Origin of the sequence: Paeniglutamicibacter kerguelensis (genome assembly GCF_017876535.1) — a bacterium.
Classification (GTDB): domain Bacteria; phylum Actinomycetota; class Actinomycetes; order Actinomycetales; family Micrococcaceae; genus Paeniglutamicibacter; species Paeniglutamicibacter kerguelensis.
The window spans coordinates 2,516,544-2,534,210 of sequence record NZ_JAGIOF010000001.1 but is presented as its reverse complement, the minus strand read 5'-3'; the positions used below and the strand labels follow the sequence as shown (position 1 = coordinate 2,534,210).

Here is a 17,667-nt window from a genome sequence, read left to right as displayed (position 1 = left end):
TGCCGCCGGCGCCCGGCCCCGCCAACCGCGGGGCCCGGGAAGCCGGCGGCATTTTGCGTGTTCTGCCGGAACCCGCGAAGTGCCGCCCGCGGCCACCGGAAAACGCGGTTTGCTATCGTTGAAGGCCACGGTCCACCGTCCCGGACCTGACTGATGTAAACAACTCCCCAGGATGTACCCCCCTGATTTCCTTACCTACCGCTGCGTCGGCCACGCCCGTGCGGCCGGCGCCGAGCCCCGCCAAGACCGCCTCCGGGTTCAGGCCCGAACTCCAGGGCCTTCGTGCGTTGGCTGTCGTTTTAGTGATGGTCTACCATGTCTGGTTCGGCCGGGTTTCCGGCGGCGTGGACGTGTTCCTGATGCTCTCCGCCTTCTTCCTCACGGGTTCCTTCATCAGGAAGGTCGAGACCGGCAGGCCCCTGGCCCTGGTCACCTACTGGCTCAATGTTTTCCGGCGGCTGCTTCCCGCGGCGGTCGTCGTGCTGCTGGCCGTCATAGCGGCCAGCGCGGCGCTGCTGCCCAAGGCGCGGTGGAGCTCGATCATGGAGCAAATCACCGCGAGCCTGTTCTACCAGCAGAACTGGCAACTGGCCCGGGACTCCGTTGACTACTACGCGACCGACCACGCCACGGCAAGCCCGCTGCAACACTTTTGGTCGCTTTCCATCCAGGGGCAAATCTTCATCCTCTGGCCCCTGCTCTTGGCCGGGGGCCTGCTGCTGTGGAAGAAAATAGGGCTTCGCTTCCCCGCCCTTGGCTACCGCGCGGTGATGGGCGCACTGTTCGCCGTGGTCTTTGCCTGCTCGCTGGCCTACTCGATCGGCACGACGGCCAGCCGCCAGGAATGGGCGTACTTCGACACCGGGGCCAGGCTCTGGGAATTCGCCCTGGGATCCCTCGTCGCCATTGCACTTCCCTTGCTGGAAAGGGTTCCTCGCTGGCTGGGCGTGCCGCTGGGCTGGGGCGGACTGGCCGCGATCCTCGCCTGCGGCATGGTGTTGCAGGTCGAACAGCAATTCCCCGGCTACCTTGCACTGTGGCCGACGCTGGCCGCCGCCGCGGTCATCTTGGCCCCCGCCAGCCCGTGGGGCGTGCAGCGCCTCCTGGCGTTGCCGGCGCTTGGCTGGCTGGGAAACATTTCCTACGCGCTGTACCTGTGGCACTGGCCAGTGATGGTTTTCTTCCTGGTCGAATCCGGCAGCCAGGACATTTCCCTGGGGGCGGGGCTCGGGCTCATGCTCGTCTCCCTGCTGCTGGCTTGGGCCACCACGCGCATCGTCGAATCGCCCCTGCGTTCCTGGCAGTGGCTCTCGGCCAAGCGCCGGCGGGCCGGGCTGGGCATAGCCGTGCTGCTTTCCCTGGTGCTGGTTCCGCTCAACGGGTGGCAACACCAGGTCAGCGCCGAGGAAAGCCGCGCCGCGGCGCAGGTGCCCTATGACAACCCGGGGGCCGAGGCCCTGCTGCCCGGATTCGACCAGGCCCCCGATCCGCAGGCCGTCACGATCCCGCTGACCAGCAAACTCGATGAACAATGGTCGAACTTCGGGGACGACTGCACGGGGGAGTGGGTGCCGGACGGCGAGGTCATCCAGTACTGCCAGCAGGGCGGGGCCCCCGATGCCACAAAGACCATCATGGTGGTGGGGGACTCGCACGCCCAGCACTGGAGCGGCGCCATCGACGTCATGGCGCAAAAACAGGGGTGGCGCTGGATCCTGCTGACCAAGCCGTCGTGCCGGTTCGGCGGCCCCTCGGAGACCCGCGGCGAGGAATGCGGGGCCTTCAACCAGGCCGCTTCCGACTACGTGCTCGAACACAAGCCGGACGCCGTCATCACCGTCGGGACGTTCACGGCACTTGGCCCCGACGGGGAAGGCCGTGCCCCCGGCGAGCAGGAACGCGTGGTGCCCGACTACGAGGCGGGCATCCGTCCCTTCCTCGACGCCGGCATACCGGTGGTTGCACTGCGCGACACGCCGCGGTTTGTCCTTTCCCCGCCCGAATGCGTGGACCGCTTCGGGGCGGAATCGGAGAAATGCTCGGCACCCGAATCGGAGTTGATGGCGGAAACCTCACCGCTGGACGAGCTGGCCGCCGGGGGATCCCTGGGGAAAAATTTCTCGACGATGGACCTGACGGATTTGCTCTGCCCCGCGGGCATCTGCCGCCCGGTGATCGGCAACGTCTTGATCTACATGGACCAGTCGCATCTCACCGGCGTGTACGCCCGCAGCGCCGCCATGGAGTTCGAGCGGCGCTTCCTCGCGGCCACGGACCTGAACGATTAGAAACACAGAGGTCATAGTCGGCTTGCAACGTGTTGGTGCTTCCGCGGGCCGGGCCCGGTATCTAAGCTGGGCCAAAGACGCCCCGTGGTTTGCCGGGGACGGGCAGAAACCGAAGTGGAGACGCGCCATGTACCTCGACGAACTAGACACGCCGCACGTCCGACCGGAACCGGGACCCCCGCAGTCCTGCGGAAGGCGGGGATTCCTCACGGCTGCGTTGGCCGGAGGGGCGCTCAGCCTGCCGCTGGTCGGCGTTGCCGCCCCGGCGAGCGCGGCCGCGGTCCGGGGGCGGGTCTACACGGTCGGCAAGCGCGACACCGCACTGAACAAGAAGTACCCGCGCGCCGAGTTCCGGGGGATGTGGGTGGCCAGCGTCCTGAACGTCGACTGGCCCTCCAAGCCCGGCCTTCCTGTCGCCGCGCAGAAGGCGGAGCTGCGCGCGCTCCTGGACCTGGCGGTGAAGCGAAGGCTCAACACTGTGCTGTTGCAGGTGCGTCCGTCCGCTGACAGGATGTGGGTCTCGACCCTGGGCGAGCCGTGGTCGAAGTACCTCAGCGGCACCCAGGGCAAGGACCCAGGCTACGACCCGTTGGCCCATGCGGTGGCTGAAGCGCACCGGCGGGCACTGAGCCTGCACGCGTGGATCAACCCGTACAGGGTGTCCATGGGCACCTCGCTTAACTCATTGGTTTCGACGCATCCGGCGCGGAAGAACCCGTCGTGGACCTTTGCCCACGGCGGCAAGCGTTACTACAACCCGGGGATCCCGGCCGTCCGCAACTACATCATCTCGGTCATCAAGGACCTGGTGAAGCGCTACGACGTGGACGGCATCCATTTCGACGACTACTTCTATCCTTACCCGGTGTCGGGGGTGGACATCCCGGATGGCGAAACGTACAAGAAGTACAAGGGGTCGTATACCTCGGTGGCCGACTGGCGGCGCAACAACGTCAACGTGTTCGTCCGGGATGTGCACAAGGCCATCCATGCGGCCAAGCCCCGGGTCGTCTTCGGGATTTCCCCCTTTGGCATCTGGCGCAACCGCTCGTCCAGCACCCTTGGCTCGGCAACCAAGGGGCTAGAGGCCTATACCTCGCTGTATGCGGATTCGCGGGCCTGGGTGAAAAACAACTGGGTCGACTACATGCTGCCCCAGCTCTACTGGAACCAGGGCTTCACCGTCGCGGACTATAACGTCCTGGTGGATTGGTGGGCCAAGCAGGTTGCGGGGACCAAGGTGAAGCTCATGATCGGGGAAGCCACCTACAGGGTCGGCGCCGGCGGGGCCTGGAACGACAAGAACGAATTGCGCGACCACCTGACCAAGACCCGGTCGGTGCCGGCCGTGCGCGGCCAAGCCTTCTACAACGCCACCTCGGTGCGCGCAAATCCCTTGAACGCCATGGGTGCGCTGGCCGCCGCCCACTACACACGCCCGGCATTGCCGTTGCCGTTGCCGAACCTGCGGTCGACGCGCCCGAAAACCCCGGCAATCACCTCGGCGGTCCGCACCGCATCCGGCGTGAAGCTCAGCTGGAAGTCCTCGGCCTCCGGGGAGAGGATCCGCTTCATCGCCATCTGGAGGTGGGAATCCACGGGGTCGAAAATGCCCAACATCCAGGCAACCGGCAAAAACCTGCGCAAGGTGGCTGCCCGCACGGCAACGGCCCAGAGCTGGACGGACACCGGAGTGGTGCGCGGCAAGCGCTATTGGTACATGATCCAAGCCATCAGCCAGACGGGAATGGATTCCGCCAAGGCCAGCGCCATCTTCGTCAAGGCCTGAACGCCCAACCTTCGGTAACCTGCTAGGGGGCATCCGCCGTAATCCCCGGCAACCCCCGCCCCCGGATTCCAGAAGGGCCAGTTCTTGGCCAAGTCGACGATAACCCGCGCGCAGCGTAAGGAAAGCGCGGACCTGCGCGAGGTCCGGCGCACCGCCGAAAGGCTGCGCAGGCGGAAGGCCTCCCGCAGGAAGCGGACCCGGCGGACACTGGGTGGCCGCATTGCTCTGGCGGTACATTTCTGGTCCCGCGGCGCTCGCCGGGGGATTGTTGCTGCCTTTGTTGTGCTTACCGCGGTACCGGTCTGGTGAGCCGCCGGTGACTCTGCCACCCACACGGCCGCGGAAACCCTGCTCGTGCGGACGATCCCGGCGCGCGAAGTGCAGGTGGTCAAGCGCAGTTCCGACTGGTTCGCTCCCAAGAGCGGTCCGTGGGTCGACGTCGACATTGACGGGACACCAGTTCGCCTTGAGCACGGGATGTTCAATGCCCGAGACCTTTCGGTGGGAAACAAAATCGCGGTCGTCGTGGATCCCGCGGACCAAAACCATGTTGTTGCCGTCGGTGGGCCCGGTGCTTGGGACGACACCACGAGCGACTGGGTTATTACGGCAGTCTTCGCCGGCGTGGCAGCGGCGTTCTTCTCCTTCCTGGTCGCGGCGTTTTTTCTGGGACCCGAGATTGAGGCGTGGGAGAACAGGCGCTACGCGGCGTGGCAGGAAAAGCGAGGCGCCAGCCATGGACCCCGATGACCGGCGGGCGCAATCGTCCAAGTATTTCCGGCAGACAAGTCGAACGGCAGGTGCGGCAGGTGGGCGATGAGCACAGCCGGCCCGCCCCCGCCTCCACCCGCTGGGACGCGGTTCCCGACCCCGCGTGGTTCGTCTTCCTCCGGAACACCGCCCGGCGGCTTGAACGGCTCGGCGACCGGCTGTGCGCGCCGTGGAATCGGCTCAAGGCCTCAAAGCGATCCTTGCGGATTCGTCTTGTCGCTGTGCTTGTACTCGTCGCGGCCCTCGGAACCGCCGGCATCGTGGGCGCCGTGCAGCTTGACGAACAGCGGATCGCGAACCTCGTTGCCACCTCCAGCCCTGGCGATGCAACGGTACTCGAGCAGGACCTGGACGATTGCTCCCTGGTGCTTGATCTCGACGGGGCCGCGCAGGAAGCGCGGACCGATTGCTCAAACACGATCTATGAGCCCGGACAGACGGTTCGGGTCGTCAGCGACCCCCGCTCGTGGCCGGAACTCATCGTGGTCGGTCCTGACCAGGACTGGCAGGGCAACGCCGAGTACTTCTGGACGCCCCTTGCCATCTGCGGCACGCTGATGGGGGTCTTTGCCTGGTTTGTCGCCTACCAGCTGCTGCTCAAGCACGACCGCGATGCCGTCCGGCTCAGGGCCATGGGCGTCAAGCCGCCGCCGGGTGCCTACGAGCGCGGCATTCTCCGGCTGCAATTTGCCCCGCAACGCGTGCGCTACGGACTGCTGCTGGGGTGTGCGGCCCTGTCCGTCGGGCTGGCCTTCTTGATCGCCTCGACGGACAACAACGACCTCCAGCGGGACCAACGGCTGCTCAAGACGGAACCACGGCTCGAGGCAACCCTGATTGAACACGGAGTCGACGGAAAAGGCGGATACCCCGATCGTGTGCAACTGGGAGACCAACGGGTGGAGTTGAGTAGGCGCTTGCCGAACTCCAGGTCGCTGCAGCTAGGGGACACGGTGCTTGTCATCCGCGATCCCCAGGATCCCGACATTGTCACGCCGGTGAATTTCATGGACGACTGGTGGAACAAGCCCGGCGGCCAGGCGGCGACGGCACTCTTTGCCCTGGTTCCCGGCGCGATGGTCATGGGCGTGGCCTTCAGGGTCCTTGCCTCGCGGCGCCCGCTCAGCGCGTTCGAACCCGAGACCGCGGACGGGCACCGCACATGATGCGGCGGCGCAGGAAAGGAGCCCACCAGCCGGAAGGGTACATGGCACCGCGACTCCGGGACCATGTTGCGATGCTCGCGGAAGGCTGCCTCTTTTGGATCATGGAGCTGCCGCGGGCGATCCGCTGGACGGTGGCTTGCCTGACCATTGCTGCGGCGGTGTTTGCAGGAAATGCGATCACGGTTTCCGGAAACCAGAACCGCCAGCACTATCGGGAACTCGTGGCCTCCGAGCCCCATTTCTCCGCGACTTGGTATCAAGGTGACTGGTGGCCACGCTCGGGGCGTGAGCAATGGGTCGAAATCAGGGGGCAGCGCGAGGAGCTCGCCATCCAGCTGGAGGGCGACCCGCTGCCCGCGCAGGGCGATCAGATCAAAGTCGTTCGCGATCCGGCCGATCACCGAATTCTTGTGCCCGTGGACTTCGAGGCCGGACCCTGGAATTCGGCCTGAGGACGCCTGGCCGTCGTGCTGATCGGATTCGGCGCGCCGATCCTGCTGGCGGCGGGACCGGTGTATCTGCTGCTCGTCGATGAAATCGGGCGCATGGCAAAGTTCGTTGATGCCAGGGCCGGCAGGATGCTGCGGATGCCTCCCGGGACGGGGAGAAGACGCCAACCGTAGCCACGGGGATGCTCTCGATCCCAACTCACCCGTGCCGCCAACCCCGATACCGTGATGCTTGCTCGTATTCTTGGCCTAGCAGGCAAATAAGCACTGATCAGCTGGGGATGACGCGCGGAAGGACGAACAGCCGTTGGGGCAACACGGGGGAGAATCGCAGGAAGCCGGCTCCGGCTGGTGGAGTAGGTTTGTCGCGCGATGCGTTGCTGTGCTGTATTGGGGCTTTGCGCTGGGGCTGGTGGCCACGAACCTTTTGAAAAGCATCCAGGCTCGGCTGTGGCGCATCCGGCGTTCCAGGCGCTGGCTGATCTGTTGGACACTGGCAATCCTTACGTTCCTGATCCCCGTCGTAGCTTCCAATGTCATGAACCGTGGCTACGAGCGCGACTTCATCATCACCAAGACCCAAAGCGCGGAGCAGGGGACTTTGTTGGAGGAGGACTATGCAGCTTGCAGCATGACCGTGGAATCCCGTGGAAAGACCATGGAGGCAGAGACGTCTTGCAACACCGGCACATCCTTCCCGGCCGGAACACGGGTATCTGTGGTCCAAGACCCAATACACCCTGAGCGATTCCTGGTGGTGGAACCGGGCCAGGCGTGGAGGGAACCTTCGGCTTTCGATTCGTGGTTTGGATTCGGCATTGGCACGATCCTGGGACTTATCGTGTTTTTCGACGGGTACTGGGTGCTATTGCTGGTGGATCGGCCTCGAACATGTCAAGCCCGTCGGCCAACTTTGCTGGCCGACGGTGGACCGGGTCGACCACGAAGTGACGCGAAGCGCTCGCCGATCGATCGGCCCGAGAAATGGTGGGAAGCGAAGAAGGCATCGGTGGTGGCGCAGTGGACCAAGTTCATCGTCACCGATGTCCGCGTTCGTGGAACGCTCGCGAGTGCTTGTCTCATTTTGGCGTCCATGGGACTCTTGGCCCTGCATCAAAGCGCGGAAGAGCAACCTCGGCGCGACATAGCCGTTGTCAACAACGGAACCATTGTTTACGCGGCCCTCCTGGACTACGGCACCGACAGCTCGAACCCGAGCGTGCGCTATGAGCTGGCAGGAACTTCCCTTGCCTATCCTTTGCGCGATCTCGAGGCGCATGAACTTGGAGAAGCAATTCCCGTGGTCGCGGATCCGGTTGATGCGGCCCGAGTAATACCCACCGAGATTGCAGCTGGCCGAGGGCCATTCTACTGGGTGACCGAAAACGCACTCATGGTGATCGCCTTGATTGTGGCGGTGGGTGGAGTCGTGGTCTTGCTCATTCCGCACGAGTTGGAGGCGGTCGGCAATTTGATCGTCGAGCGCGTTAATCGCAAACGGCCCAAACCCTCGACTTAACAGGGCTTGGGCGAATGGCCATATTCTGGTTAGCCGGCGTCAACCGAAGTGCCGGACTCGGGAAACGACCAAGGATGCAGGCATTTGGTAGACACGGCGGAGGCGAACAGGGCCCCTACGGCCATGAGCCGGGAGCCTTCGGAAATGGACTCCTGCCGTTTCTGGCGTGGTGGCACCAGCACCTGTTCGAACCGATCGGGGATTTCTTCTCAGACACCGCCGACAAGGTGCGGGGGATCAGGCGTTCGCGGCGCTGGCTGATCTGCTGGGCGTTGGGAATCCTCACCCTCGGCTTCAGCGGCCTGATCGTGATCGCCGTGGCAGAAGGCAACAACCGGGATTTCGCCATCGTGACGACGCAAGTCGCCGACGAAGGCGTCCTCATCGGGACGACTACTCGGGTTGCCGGATGGAGATCGACTTGCACGGGCAGCACGTGAGCGCCGAAACCTCGTGCAACACCACGTCGTTCCCCGCCGGGACGAAGGTCTCAGTGGTCCGGGACCCGGCCGACGCCGCACGCTACCTGGTGGTCTCACCCGGACAGGACTGGCGCGAGGCGACCTCGGAAGGGGTCTGGTTCGGCCTCATGACCGGTGCGGCGATTTCGCTTCTGGTTGTATGGATCGGCTACCGTGCGCTCCTGCATCCCGACGGGCCAGGGTCCCCGCTGGACCAAGAGGCCGCCAACCGTGCAGCCGGCACGCCGGAAGCCCGCCCGAGGAACACCGCGTCCGCTGCGCTGGATCGCTTCGGGGAATCCTGGGAGTCCAACAAAGAAGCTATGGTCAAGAGCCTGACCAACCTGGTCGACATGGACATCCGCCTCCACGGAACGATCCTCGGCGCGCTGGTCATCGCCGTGACTGGCTGGGTCATCATATGTGGGGCCGACGTGAATGCGGAGCTGGCGTATGACAGGTCGCTGGTCAGCACCCAACCCGTCGTGAACACCACGCTGCTCGAGCACGGCGGGAAGGGCACGAACCCGGCGGTTCGCTTCGGCACGCAAGCAGTCAGGCTCGCCCACGGCTTGCGCTGGGAAGACTTCCGCCACATCGGGGAGACAATCCCCGTGGTCGAAGACCCGCAAATCCCCGAGCGGCTGATCCCGTCAGAGTTGGCAGACTCCCGAGGCCTGTGGGGGCTCCTGATGGACAACGGTCCAATGATCATTCTCTGGACCGCAATCGTCGGGTTCCTCGGGTGGATGTTCATTCCCCGGGAGCTTGCCGCAGCGGGCGAGGCATTCGAAGTTTTCCTGCGCCGGGGACGGCCCAAGGGCCGCCACTGACTGAGCCCGGTTATTCCGGAAGAGCACGTCACAAACCAGTTTCGGACACGCCGGGTTTGCCGCCCGAAAACGTTGTGTTCGCCACACCTACGCCTAGGGAATGTCGCCAACCCCGGAACCGTTCTAGGATGTAATCAATCCCCGCACCGGCGTGAAAGGTCCACCGTGACTGAGTTCAACCCCTTTGCCTTTGAAGGCCTCACCTACGACGATGTCTTGCTGCTTCCTGGCCCGACGGATGTGATTCCTTCCGAGGCGGATACAACCACGCGCCTGACCAAGCGAATCAACATCAACATTCCGTTGATTTCCGCGGCAATGGACACCGTCACCGAGGCCCCGATGGCCATCGCGCTGGCCCGCCAGGGCGGCATCGGCATCATCCACCGCAACCTGTCCATCGAGGACCAGGTCAAGCACGTGGACCAGGTCAAGCGCAGCGAGTCGGGCATGATCACCGACCCGGTCACCGTGAACCCCGGCGCAACCCTCGCCGAGTGGGACGACCTGTGTGCCCACTACCGCGTTTCCGGCCTGCCGGTTGTCGATGAGAACCGCAAGCTGCTGGGCATCATCACCAACCGCGACACCCGCTTCGTGCCGCGCGAAAACTACATGACCAGCAAGGTCTACGAAGTCATGACCGCAATGCCGTTGATCACCGCCAAGGTGGGCGTCAGCCGCGAGGAAGTCATCGCGCTGCTGGGCAAGCACCGCATCGAGAAGCTTCCGCTGGTCGATGACAACGACGTGCTGCAGGGCCTGATCACCGTCAAGGACTTCGACAAGGCCGAGCAGTACCCGCTGGCCACCAAGGACGAAGACGGCCGCCTGCGCGTTGGCGCGGCTGTCGGATTCTTCGGTGAAGGCTACGACCGCGCCATGTCCCTGATCGACGCCGGCGTCGACGTGCTGGTTGTCGATACCGCCAACGGCCACTCCCAGGGCGTGCTGGACATGATCGCCCGCCTGAAGAAGGACCCGGCGGCCGCACACGTGGACGTCATCGGCGGCCAGGCCGCAACCCGCGAGGGTGCACAGGCACTGATCGACGCAGGCGCCGACGCCATCAAGGTCGGCGTGGGCCCGGGCTCCATCTGCACCACCCGCATCGTTGCGGGCGTTGGCGTACCGCAGGTCACCGCGATCTACGAGGCAGCCAAGGCCGCCATCCCGGCAGGCGTCCCGGTCATCGCCGACGGCGGCCTGCAGCACTCGGGCGACATCGGAAAGGCCCTGGTTGCGGGCGCCAACTCAGTGATGCTCGGCTCGCTGCTTGCCGGCACCGCCGAATCCCCGGGCGACCTGGTCTTCATGAACGGCAAGCAGTTCAAGGCCTACCGCGGCATGGGTTCGCTCGGCGCCATGGAAACCCGCGGCAAGAACACCTCCTACTCCAAGGACCGGTACTTCCAGTCGGACGTGCCGTCCAACGAGAAGCTCATCCCCGAGGGCATCGAAGGCCAGGTCCCGTACCGCGGCCCGCTGTCCGCAGTGGCACACCAGCTGGTCGGCGGCCTGCGTCAGACCATGTTCTACGTTGGCGGCCACAACATCGAAGAGCTGAAGAACCGCGGCAAGTTCGTTCGCATCACGGCCGCAGGCCTGAAGGAATCGCACCCGCACGACATCATGATGACCGTCGAGGCCCCGAACTACCGTTCGCGCTAAGACTCCGTCGTCAACCAAAGGCTCCGTTTCCTCCCGGCAAGGGGGAAGCGGGGCCTTTGGTCGATTGTGGGGCCCGGCCGCGTGTAAGGCGTCCTTTAGGACCCGTCGTCCTGCTCCCCGTCCCGGGGACGCCCGCTGAGCGGGATGGCGGTCGGCTGGAGTGTTGTCAGGCGACGGGCCACCACGAAGATTCCCGCGCCAACGGCTGCGCCCAGGGTGTTGGCCACGATGTCCAGGGAAGAGGCGTGCCTGTTTGGCAGCAACAGCGCCTGGCCAACTTCAATGACGCAGGACACGGCAAATCCAATGAGTACGGGGTGCCACCATTTTCTGGCCCACACGGCGGCGAAGACGTAGCCCAACGGGGCGAAAAGCGCGATGTTGGCCGTGAACTCGAGAGTCTTGTACCTGATGAACGAGGGCATGCCGTGTGCGTGCAACCACCTGATGGCGTGTCTCAACGTCCCGTTGATCGGGCGGTCCACCTCTGTCGGCCAAAATGCAATACAGGCCAGTGTCAGCAGGTACGCGAACGCCAGAAGCAACAAAACGCGGTGGTTCAGCTTGGTCATGGTGCCCTGCCATCGTAGGGATCATTGGATCTGCGGCGGCCGCGAAGTCCTCCGCGAAACAGGAATTTCCAGTCTACGACAGCAAACCTGCGGGCCACAGGGGGTGCTGCGGCGGTGGCTGCGAGGCATCGGTGAGGCCATGCGGCACGGAGAACCCGCCGCCACGACCCTGGCCGTTCATCCCGGGGCAACCCGACAGGCTCGGAAGCCCGGGGGCGAAGTCCTCCGGCGGATAGAGTGCCGAACCACCGGTGACTGCAAGCAGGCCAAGGCCTATCATGGGGTCAAATGATGGGTTGACGACGCCGTGACTCGCGGGACTCGGGCCCATCTGTCCAAGGAGTTGGCGATGAGCGATACCGAGCAAGCCATCAGTCGATACACCACCGGGGACCTGCGCGACCGTCTCCACGCGGCGCTGCGGGATGCGGGGAAGGAACCGGCGGTGTTGCAGCCGGCCGACTTGGAGGAATCCGACCACTTCCACAGCGGAGGTCGGGCCGCCACCATGGATGTGGCCAAGGCGGTGGGCATCGGGCTTGGCAAAAGGGTGCTGGATGTGGGCAGCGGAATCGGCGGCCCCGCCAGGGCCTTCGCGACGCTCGGAGCCGTGGTTACGGGGGTCGATGTCACCAACGAATTTGTCGTCCTGGCCCGGGAGCTGGACGCGGCATGCGGCATGGCCGGCTCGATCACCATGGTCCAGGCATCCGCGCAAGACACGGGGATTCCCGACGGCAGCTTTGACGCGGCGACCATGATCCACGTCGGCATGAACCTCGCCGACAAGGCCGCGGTGTTCGCGGAGGTGCACCGCCTGCTGCGCCCCGGGGGAGTGTTCGGGATCTACGACCTCATGGGAACCAACACGCTCGACTACCCGATGCCCTGGGCCGACGATGCGCAAAGTTCCTACGTGGAATCCGACGAGGCCTACCGAAACCACCTGCGCACGGCCGGGTTCATCGTCACCGAGGACAACGACCGCAGCGCAACCGCGCTGAAGCTCATGGCCGAGCAGGGCAGCGCCCAACGCGAGAACCCGAGGCCGCTGGGGGCCCCGATCCTGCTGGCCGGCGATCCCGAGGACCGGATCGGCAATGCGGTGAAGGCCATGAAGTCGGGGGCCATCGCGCCCCGGCTGCTCATCGCCGTGCGGCCGGTCTAGACACTCTTCCCTGAATGGCCGTCCCTCGAACGGCTGCCCGGCGAACCGTCGTGAGCGGCGGGCAGCCGGCGAATAGCGGGGGGACAAGCATGATTTGGGGTGCCCACGTAGAATGTTGCAGTGGCGCTGCCCCCTGGCGTGCGGGAGAAACCCGCGCCCCCGCGCACGCAAGAAGGACAACACCATGGCTCAGCCTAAAAACTTGAAGAAGCTCACCCGCGACCGCATGGAGCGCACCGGTGAAAGCTACACCACCGCCCGCAAGCACATCCTCTCCGCCAAGCCAGGACGCCCGGCCAACGCGCTCGAGGCCGCAGAGGCGGCCGCCGCGGCCGAGGAAGCCGAACTTCCCGAGTACCCGGCCCCGGAAAACGTCACCCAGTACGACGCGGCCCTCTGGCACCGCGTGCTGACCCAGGCGGGGGTCACCCACCCGCTGACCAAGGAGCCGCTCTCCGAGGCGCTGCTGGCTGGCCTGGCTGGCGGCATCGGCTTCATGGCATTCACCTTCCAATACGAGACGGTCACCACCGCAACGGTCGTCACCCGGGCCCACCCGGAGCCGTACACCGCAAACCTGTTGGCCCGCTGCGGAGTCAAGGCCAACGAACGCACCACGGGCAGCGCCCGCCTGGCCGCCGACTACCTGGATGCCGGGTTGGACGCCGGACGCGCGGTGGTGGTGCGCGCCTCCGTCGCGGCGCTGCCCTGGATCGACGGCGACGCGGTCGAGGAATCCGATTCCATTGATCTGGTGGTTGTCGGCGAACACGGCGACGACCTGCTGATCGATGACGGCTCCGGCTCGTTGACCCCGATTTCGCCGGAGGACCTGGCCCTCGCCCGCGCCAAGCGCAAGAAGGACAAGCACTGGCAGGCCTGGATCCCCACCAGCGCCGGCCCGTCCGCCGAACTGCTCGCCGCCAACGTGCGAGAGGCCATCGCACAGACCACCGGGCGCCTGCTGGGTAACCGCGAGTTGGAGGGAATCCCCGCGCACTTCTCCAAGAACTTCGGCGTCGCCGGCATGAACAACTGGGCCGACCGCCTACGCGACACCGACACCAAGAAAGGCTGGACGCGGATCTTCGAGGACCCCGAGCGCCTCGAATCCGGCCTGAACCAGGTTCTCGGCTTCCTCACCGACACCCGCTTCGGCGGCGTGGGCGGCTTGCGCGGCCAGTACGCGGACTTCCTCACCGAGGCATCCACGCTGCCGGGCCTCGAGGCGCTTGCCGCCCACGCGCCCGACTATGCGCACCTGGCCCAAGACTGGATCGTCTTCACCGACCTGATCGACCCGGACATCGCAGCGGAAGACCGCTCGGCCCACTTCGCCACGCTGGCCGACCAGCTGGAGGTCATTGCCCAGGCCGAGGAGCTGGCCGCCACCGCGCTGGCGCAGACCCTGGCGGAGCTGGCATAACGGGCTGTTGATGTGGTCTGCGGCGGGGGAGCCGGGTCATGACGAGGACACCGGCACCCCCGCCGCCCACCCGGACTGGTAGGCTGGTTCGGTGACTTATGAGATTGAAATCGGCCGCTCCAAGCGCGCAGCCCAGGCTTACTCCCTTGACGATGTGGCGATTGTTCCCAACCGTCGCACCCGTGACCCGCACGATGTATCGGTGAAGTGGCAGATCGACGCCTACGCGTTCGACACCCCCATCATCGGTGCACCCATGGACTCGGTCATGTCCCCGGCCACCGCGATCGCCCTGGGCAAGCTCGGCGGCCTCGGCGTGCTGAACCTCGAGGGCCTCTGGACCCGCTACGAGGACCCGACCAAGGTGCTCGAGGAAATCGCCGCACTGAAGTCCGCCAACGGCGACTTCGACCCGGCGATCACCAAGCGCCTGCAGGAAATGTACTCGGCACCGATCCAGCCCGAGCTGATCACCGCCCGCCTCGCGGAAATCCGCGAATCCGGTGTGACGGTTGCCGGCTCGCTGACCCCGCAGCGCACCCAGGAACACTACAGGACGGTTGTTGCCGCCGGCGTCGACGTATTTGTCATCCGCGGCACTACGGTCTCGGCCGAGCACGTGTCCAAGAACCACGAGCCGCTGAACCTCAAGCAGTTCATCTACGAACTCGACGTCCCGGTCATCGTGGGCGGCGCGGCCGGCTACACCCCGGCCCTGCACTTGATGCGCACCGGCGCCGCGGGCGTGCTTGTCGGCTTCGGCGGCGGAGCCTCCGGCACCACCCGCCGCGCGCTGGGCATCCACGCGCCGATGGCCACCGCCATCTCCAACGTCGCAGCGGCACGCCGCGACTACCTGGACGAGTCCGGCGGACGCTACGTGCACGTGATCGCCGACGGCGGCCTGGGCACCAGCGGCGACATCGTCAAGGCCATCGCCATGGGCGCCGACGCCGTGATGCTGGGCACCGCCCTGGCCCGCGCCGAGGAAGCACCGGGCGCCGGCTGGCACTGGGGCATGGAGGCCGCCCACGAGAACAACCCCCGTGGCGACCGGGTCAAGGTCGGCACCGTGGCACCGCTGGAGCAGCTGCTCTTCGGCCCGTCGCACCACACCAACGGAACCTCCAACCTGGTCGGCGCGCTGCGCCGCTCGATGGCCACCACCGGCTATTCGGACCTGAAGGAATTCCAGCGCGTCGACGTCGTCGTTTCACCCTACGAAGCCGACTAGCACCGCACCAAGCAACATCGTCGAAGGCGACCGTGTTTCCGTTTCCCGCACCGCGGGCACGTGAAACCGGTCGCCTTTTCCTTACCCGCACAACGGCACTTCGACGACACCCAAGCGGCCCCAGCGGCGAAAACCGGTGTCTCGCCGCCCCTCCCTCGTGTACGCTTCGACACATGTGAGGGCCGGCACTCGCAAGGCCCTGCCTGCCGCACCCGCGTCCAGCCCGCTTCCCCCTGAATCGATACCCATGCCAACACCGCAACCGCAGCACCCGGCGCCCGAGGCGCAGCCCGTCACCACCGCGGACCTGGTGGTCCTGGAAATGGACGCGCCAGGCCGCGAGGCCGCCGTGGCGGCCCTCGGTACCAGGCTGTTCGAGGCCGGGCGTATCGGGGACCTCGACGGCTTCCTGGCGGAGGTCGATCGGCGCGAACACCAGCTGGCCACGGGCCTGCCCGGCGGCATTGGCATCGCCCACGCACGCACCGCCCACGCCGCAGACACCAGCATCGCCGTGGGCGTGGTGGCCTTCGGCAAGGGAATCGACTTCGGCGCGCTGGACGGCGCGGCCCACGTGGTGCTGCTGCTTGCGACCCCCGCATCGAGCTACTCGGCACACCTGAACATGCTCGCGGCGCTGGCCCGCTCGCTGTCCAAGGACTCCTTCCGCACCTCGCTGCGCCGGGCCAACGACGCCGAGGTCATTGCCGAACTGGTCAACTCCACGATCGACTTCTCCACGGTCTGATTCTGCGACCAGCACCCCGCCAACACGCCGGCGAACCGCCCGGCCGGGCCCTCCGGGAAGACCCGGGGACAGGTGCCGGTGTGGCGCATCCCGTCGCGAACGAACGGGCCGGCGGTTTAGTTCCATTCGCTCTGGAACGCCCAACCGAAGTACGGTTGTATGGTGCTGAAAACTGCCTTCAAACCCCGCTGGATCCTGTCCCTGGTCGGCGCCCTCCTGGTTGCCACGGGCTTTGTCCTGCTTAGCCAATGGCAGTTCAACCGTTCGGCCACCGAGGCGCCGCCTCCGGTGACCACCACGGAAAAGCCGGTGCCGCTGACCTCCCACCTCAAGCCGACCGAGGTGCTGATGGCCAACCAGGCCGACCAGATGGTCACCGCGACCGGCCGCTTCCTGGACGGCAAGCAAATCCTGGTGAACAACCGCCTGGAAGACGGGCGGCTGGGCTACTGGGTCGTCGCGGCCTTCAAGGTCGACGGCGCGCCGGACGGTAACACCATCCCCGTCGTCCGCGGCTGGCAGCCCGACGAAACCACCCCCGCACCGGCCCCGTCCGGGGAACTCACGTTGACCGGCCGCCTGCTGCCCACCGAGGCACCGGTTTCCCGGGACCCGGGCAAGGCCAGCTTCGATTCGCTCTCGGTCGCCGAGCTCATCAACGTGTGGGACGTGCCGTCCTACAGCGGCTTCCTGGTCGCCGGCCCCGTCACCGGTGCCGACGGCGCGGACCACTCCGCCGCGGCCTCCGGCCTGGACCAGGTCACCGTCGGCCCGCAGCCGCAGGAACGCCAGATCAACTGGCTGAACGTGTTCTACGGGATCGAGTGGGTGGTCTTCGCCGGCTTCGCCGTCTTCCTCTGGTACCGGCTGGTGGCCGACGACTACCGCCGCGAGCAGGAGGACATCGCCGATGCCGCGGCCATCGCCGCCGGGCTCGACCCGGCCGCCGTCTACCGCGACGAGGTGCTGCTCGAGGCGGCCCATGCGGAATCCTTCCAGGGCGCCCAACCGGCCGCGCCCACCGGGCAGCCCGGCCCCACAGATCCAAGCAACGACATCTCCCAGAACAAGGACCAGAAGTGACTGAGCAATCCTCCACCCCCAAAGTGCGCCGCTTTGCCGGCACCCCGGCCCAGATCCGCAGCGCCGCAACCTTCTACAAGGTGCTGGCCTACGCCACCGGTGTGATGCTCCTGCTGCTCTGCGCGGAGATGGCCGTCAAGTACTTCGCCGGGCTTGAGCTGTTCGTCGGCGGCACCTTGCTCGACGGCAGCACCAACGCCGTCGGCCTGGTCAACCGAGCCGACATCACCGGCGGGCTCAACATCTCGCTGGCGATCCTGATCATCCACGGCTGGATGTACGTCGTCTACCTGCTGGCCGACTTCCGCCTCTGGTCGCTCATGCGCTGGCCGTTCAGCCGTTTCATCACGATCGCCCTGGGTGGCGTCGTCCCGCTGCTGTCCTTCTACATGGAAAAGAAGGTCCACGGCGAGGTCGAACGCGAACTGGCTTCGCACCCGCAGGCTGCCAAGCGCTACTGACCGGCACGCAAACCAAGGCGCACGCCCA

18 protein-coding genes are annotated in these 17,667 nt (G+C 65.9%); 16 read left to right on the top strand and 2 right to left on the bottom strand.

Going from position 1 to position 17,667, the window contains the following annotated elements:
- The first annotated feature begins 218 nt into the window (after window positions 1-218).
- The 10 genes from JOF47_RS11500 to guaB all read left to right on the top strand — a co-directional run bounded on the left by JOF47_RS11500 (window position 219) and on the right by guaB (window position 10,947).
- The gene (locus tag JOF47_RS11500) at window positions 219-2,288 is read left to right on the top strand and encodes an acyltransferase family protein (RefSeq protein ID WP_342592760.1); all 2,070 of its coding nucleotides are present in this window, start codon (window positions 219-221) and stop codon (window positions 2,286-2,288) included.
- A gap of 127 nt (window positions 2,289-2,415) precedes the next feature.
- Entirely contained in the window at window positions 2,416-4,077 is a 1,662-nt protein-coding gene (locus JOF47_RS11495) for a glycoside hydrolase family 10-like protein (protein WP_209998218.1), read from the top strand.
- Between the two features lie 354 nt (window positions 4,078-4,431).
- Entirely contained in the window at window positions 4,432-4,827 is a 396-nt protein-coding gene (locus JOF47_RS11490; RefSeq protein ID WP_209998216.1) for a hypothetical protein, read from the top strand.
- 59 nt (window positions 4,828-4,886) lie between these two features.
- Entirely contained in the window at window positions 4,887-6,014 is a 1,128-nt protein-coding gene (locus tag JOF47_RS11485; protein ID WP_209998215.1) for a hypothetical protein, read from the top strand.
- A gap of 71 nt (window positions 6,015-6,085) precedes the next feature.
- Window positions 6,086-6,466, top strand: a complete 381-nt coding sequence (locus JOF47_RS11480; RefSeq protein WP_209998207.1) for a hypothetical protein — start codon at window positions 6,086-6,088, stop codon at window positions 6,464-6,466.
- Between the two features lie 15 nt (window positions 6,467-6,481).
- Complete coding sequence (locus JOF47_RS11475; RefSeq protein WP_209998204.1) at window positions 6,482-6,637, top strand: hypothetical protein; 156 nt, start codon at window positions 6,482-6,484, stop codon at window positions 6,635-6,637.
- A 238-nt stretch (window positions 6,638-6,875) separates the two neighbouring features.
- The gene (locus JOF47_RS11470) at window positions 6,876-7,982 is read left to right on the top strand and encodes a hypothetical protein (protein ID WP_209998194.1); all 1,107 of its coding nucleotides are present in this window, start codon (window positions 6,876-6,878) and stop codon (window positions 7,980-7,982) included.
- 74 nt (window positions 7,983-8,056) lie between these two features.
- Window positions 8,057-8,422, top strand: a complete 366-nt coding sequence (locus JOF47_RS11465; protein ID WP_209998192.1) for a hypothetical protein — start codon at window positions 8,057-8,059, stop codon at window positions 8,420-8,422.
- On the top strand, window positions 8,392-9,276 hold the full coding sequence (locus JOF47_RS11460; RefSeq protein WP_209998190.1) for a hypothetical protein: 885 nt from the start codon (window positions 8,392-8,394) through the stop codon (window positions 9,274-9,276). The genes JOF47_RS11465 and JOF47_RS11460 overlap by 31 nt, the downstream gene beginning before the upstream one ends.
- A 165-nt stretch (window positions 9,277-9,441) precedes the next feature.
- Window positions 9,442-10,947 carry an IMP dehydrogenase gene (gene guaB / locus JOF47_RS11455; protein WP_209998188.1) on the top strand — a complete coding sequence of 502 codons (1,506 nt, stop codon included), beginning with the start codon at window positions 9,442-9,444 and terminating at the stop codon, window positions 10,945-10,947.
- A gap of 95 nt (window positions 10,948-11,042) precedes the next feature.
- Here guaB and JOF47_RS11450 read toward each other — a convergent pair whose 3' ends face one another.
- Window positions 11,043-11,519 carry a VanZ family protein gene (locus JOF47_RS11450; RefSeq protein ID WP_209998187.1) on the bottom strand — a complete coding sequence of 159 codons (477 nt, stop codon included), beginning with the start codon at window positions 11,517-11,519 and terminating at the stop codon, window positions 11,043-11,045.
- Between the two features lie 73 nt (window positions 11,520-11,592).
- The gene (locus JOF47_RS11445; RefSeq protein ID WP_209998185.1) at window positions 11,593-11,799 is read right to left on the bottom strand and encodes a hypothetical protein; all 207 of its coding nucleotides are present in this window, start codon (window positions 11,797-11,799) and stop codon (window positions 11,593-11,595) included.
- 69 nt (window positions 11,800-11,868) lie between these two features.
- Here JOF47_RS11445 and JOF47_RS11440 point away from each other — a divergent pair, with 69 nt between their 5' ends.
- From JOF47_RS11440 to JOF47_RS11415, 6 genes are all read left to right on the top strand, one after another.
- The gene (locus tag JOF47_RS11440; RefSeq protein WP_209998177.1) at window positions 11,869-12,687 is read left to right on the top strand and encodes a class I SAM-dependent methyltransferase; all 819 of its coding nucleotides are present in this window, start codon (window positions 11,869-11,871) and stop codon (window positions 12,685-12,687) included.
- A 184-nt stretch (window positions 12,688-12,871) separates the two neighbouring features.
- The gene (locus tag JOF47_RS11435) at window positions 12,872-14,113 is read left to right on the top strand and encodes a BtrH N-terminal domain-containing protein (protein ID WP_209998175.1); all 1,242 of its coding nucleotides are present in this window, start codon (window positions 12,872-12,874) and stop codon (window positions 14,111-14,113) included.
- A gap of 91 nt (window positions 14,114-14,204) precedes the next feature.
- Window positions 14,205-15,347: a GuaB3 family IMP dehydrogenase-related protein gene (locus tag JOF47_RS11430; protein WP_209998168.1), complete on the top strand. Its 1,143-nt coding sequence runs from the start codon at window positions 14,205-14,207 to the stop codon at window positions 15,345-15,347.
- A 247-nt stretch (window positions 15,348-15,594) separates the two neighbouring features.
- Window positions 15,595-16,095 carry a PTS sugar transporter subunit IIA gene (locus JOF47_RS11425; protein WP_209998166.1) on the top strand — a complete coding sequence of 167 codons (501 nt, stop codon included), beginning with the start codon at window positions 15,595-15,597 and terminating at the stop codon, window positions 16,093-16,095.
- A 159-nt stretch (window positions 16,096-16,254) separates the two neighbouring features.
- Window positions 16,255-17,178 (top strand): SURF1 family protein, encoded by a 924-nt coding sequence (locus JOF47_RS11420; protein ID WP_209998164.1) that lies wholly within the window; start codon window positions 16,255-16,257, stop codon window positions 17,176-17,178.
- Window positions 17,175-17,639: a DUF3817 domain-containing protein gene (locus JOF47_RS11415; protein WP_209998155.1), complete on the top strand. Its 465-nt coding sequence runs from the start codon at window positions 17,175-17,177 to the stop codon at window positions 17,637-17,639. Before JOF47_RS11420 ends, JOF47_RS11415 begins: the two co-directional genes overlap by 4 nt.
- Window positions 17,640-17,667: the final 28 nt, after the last annotated feature.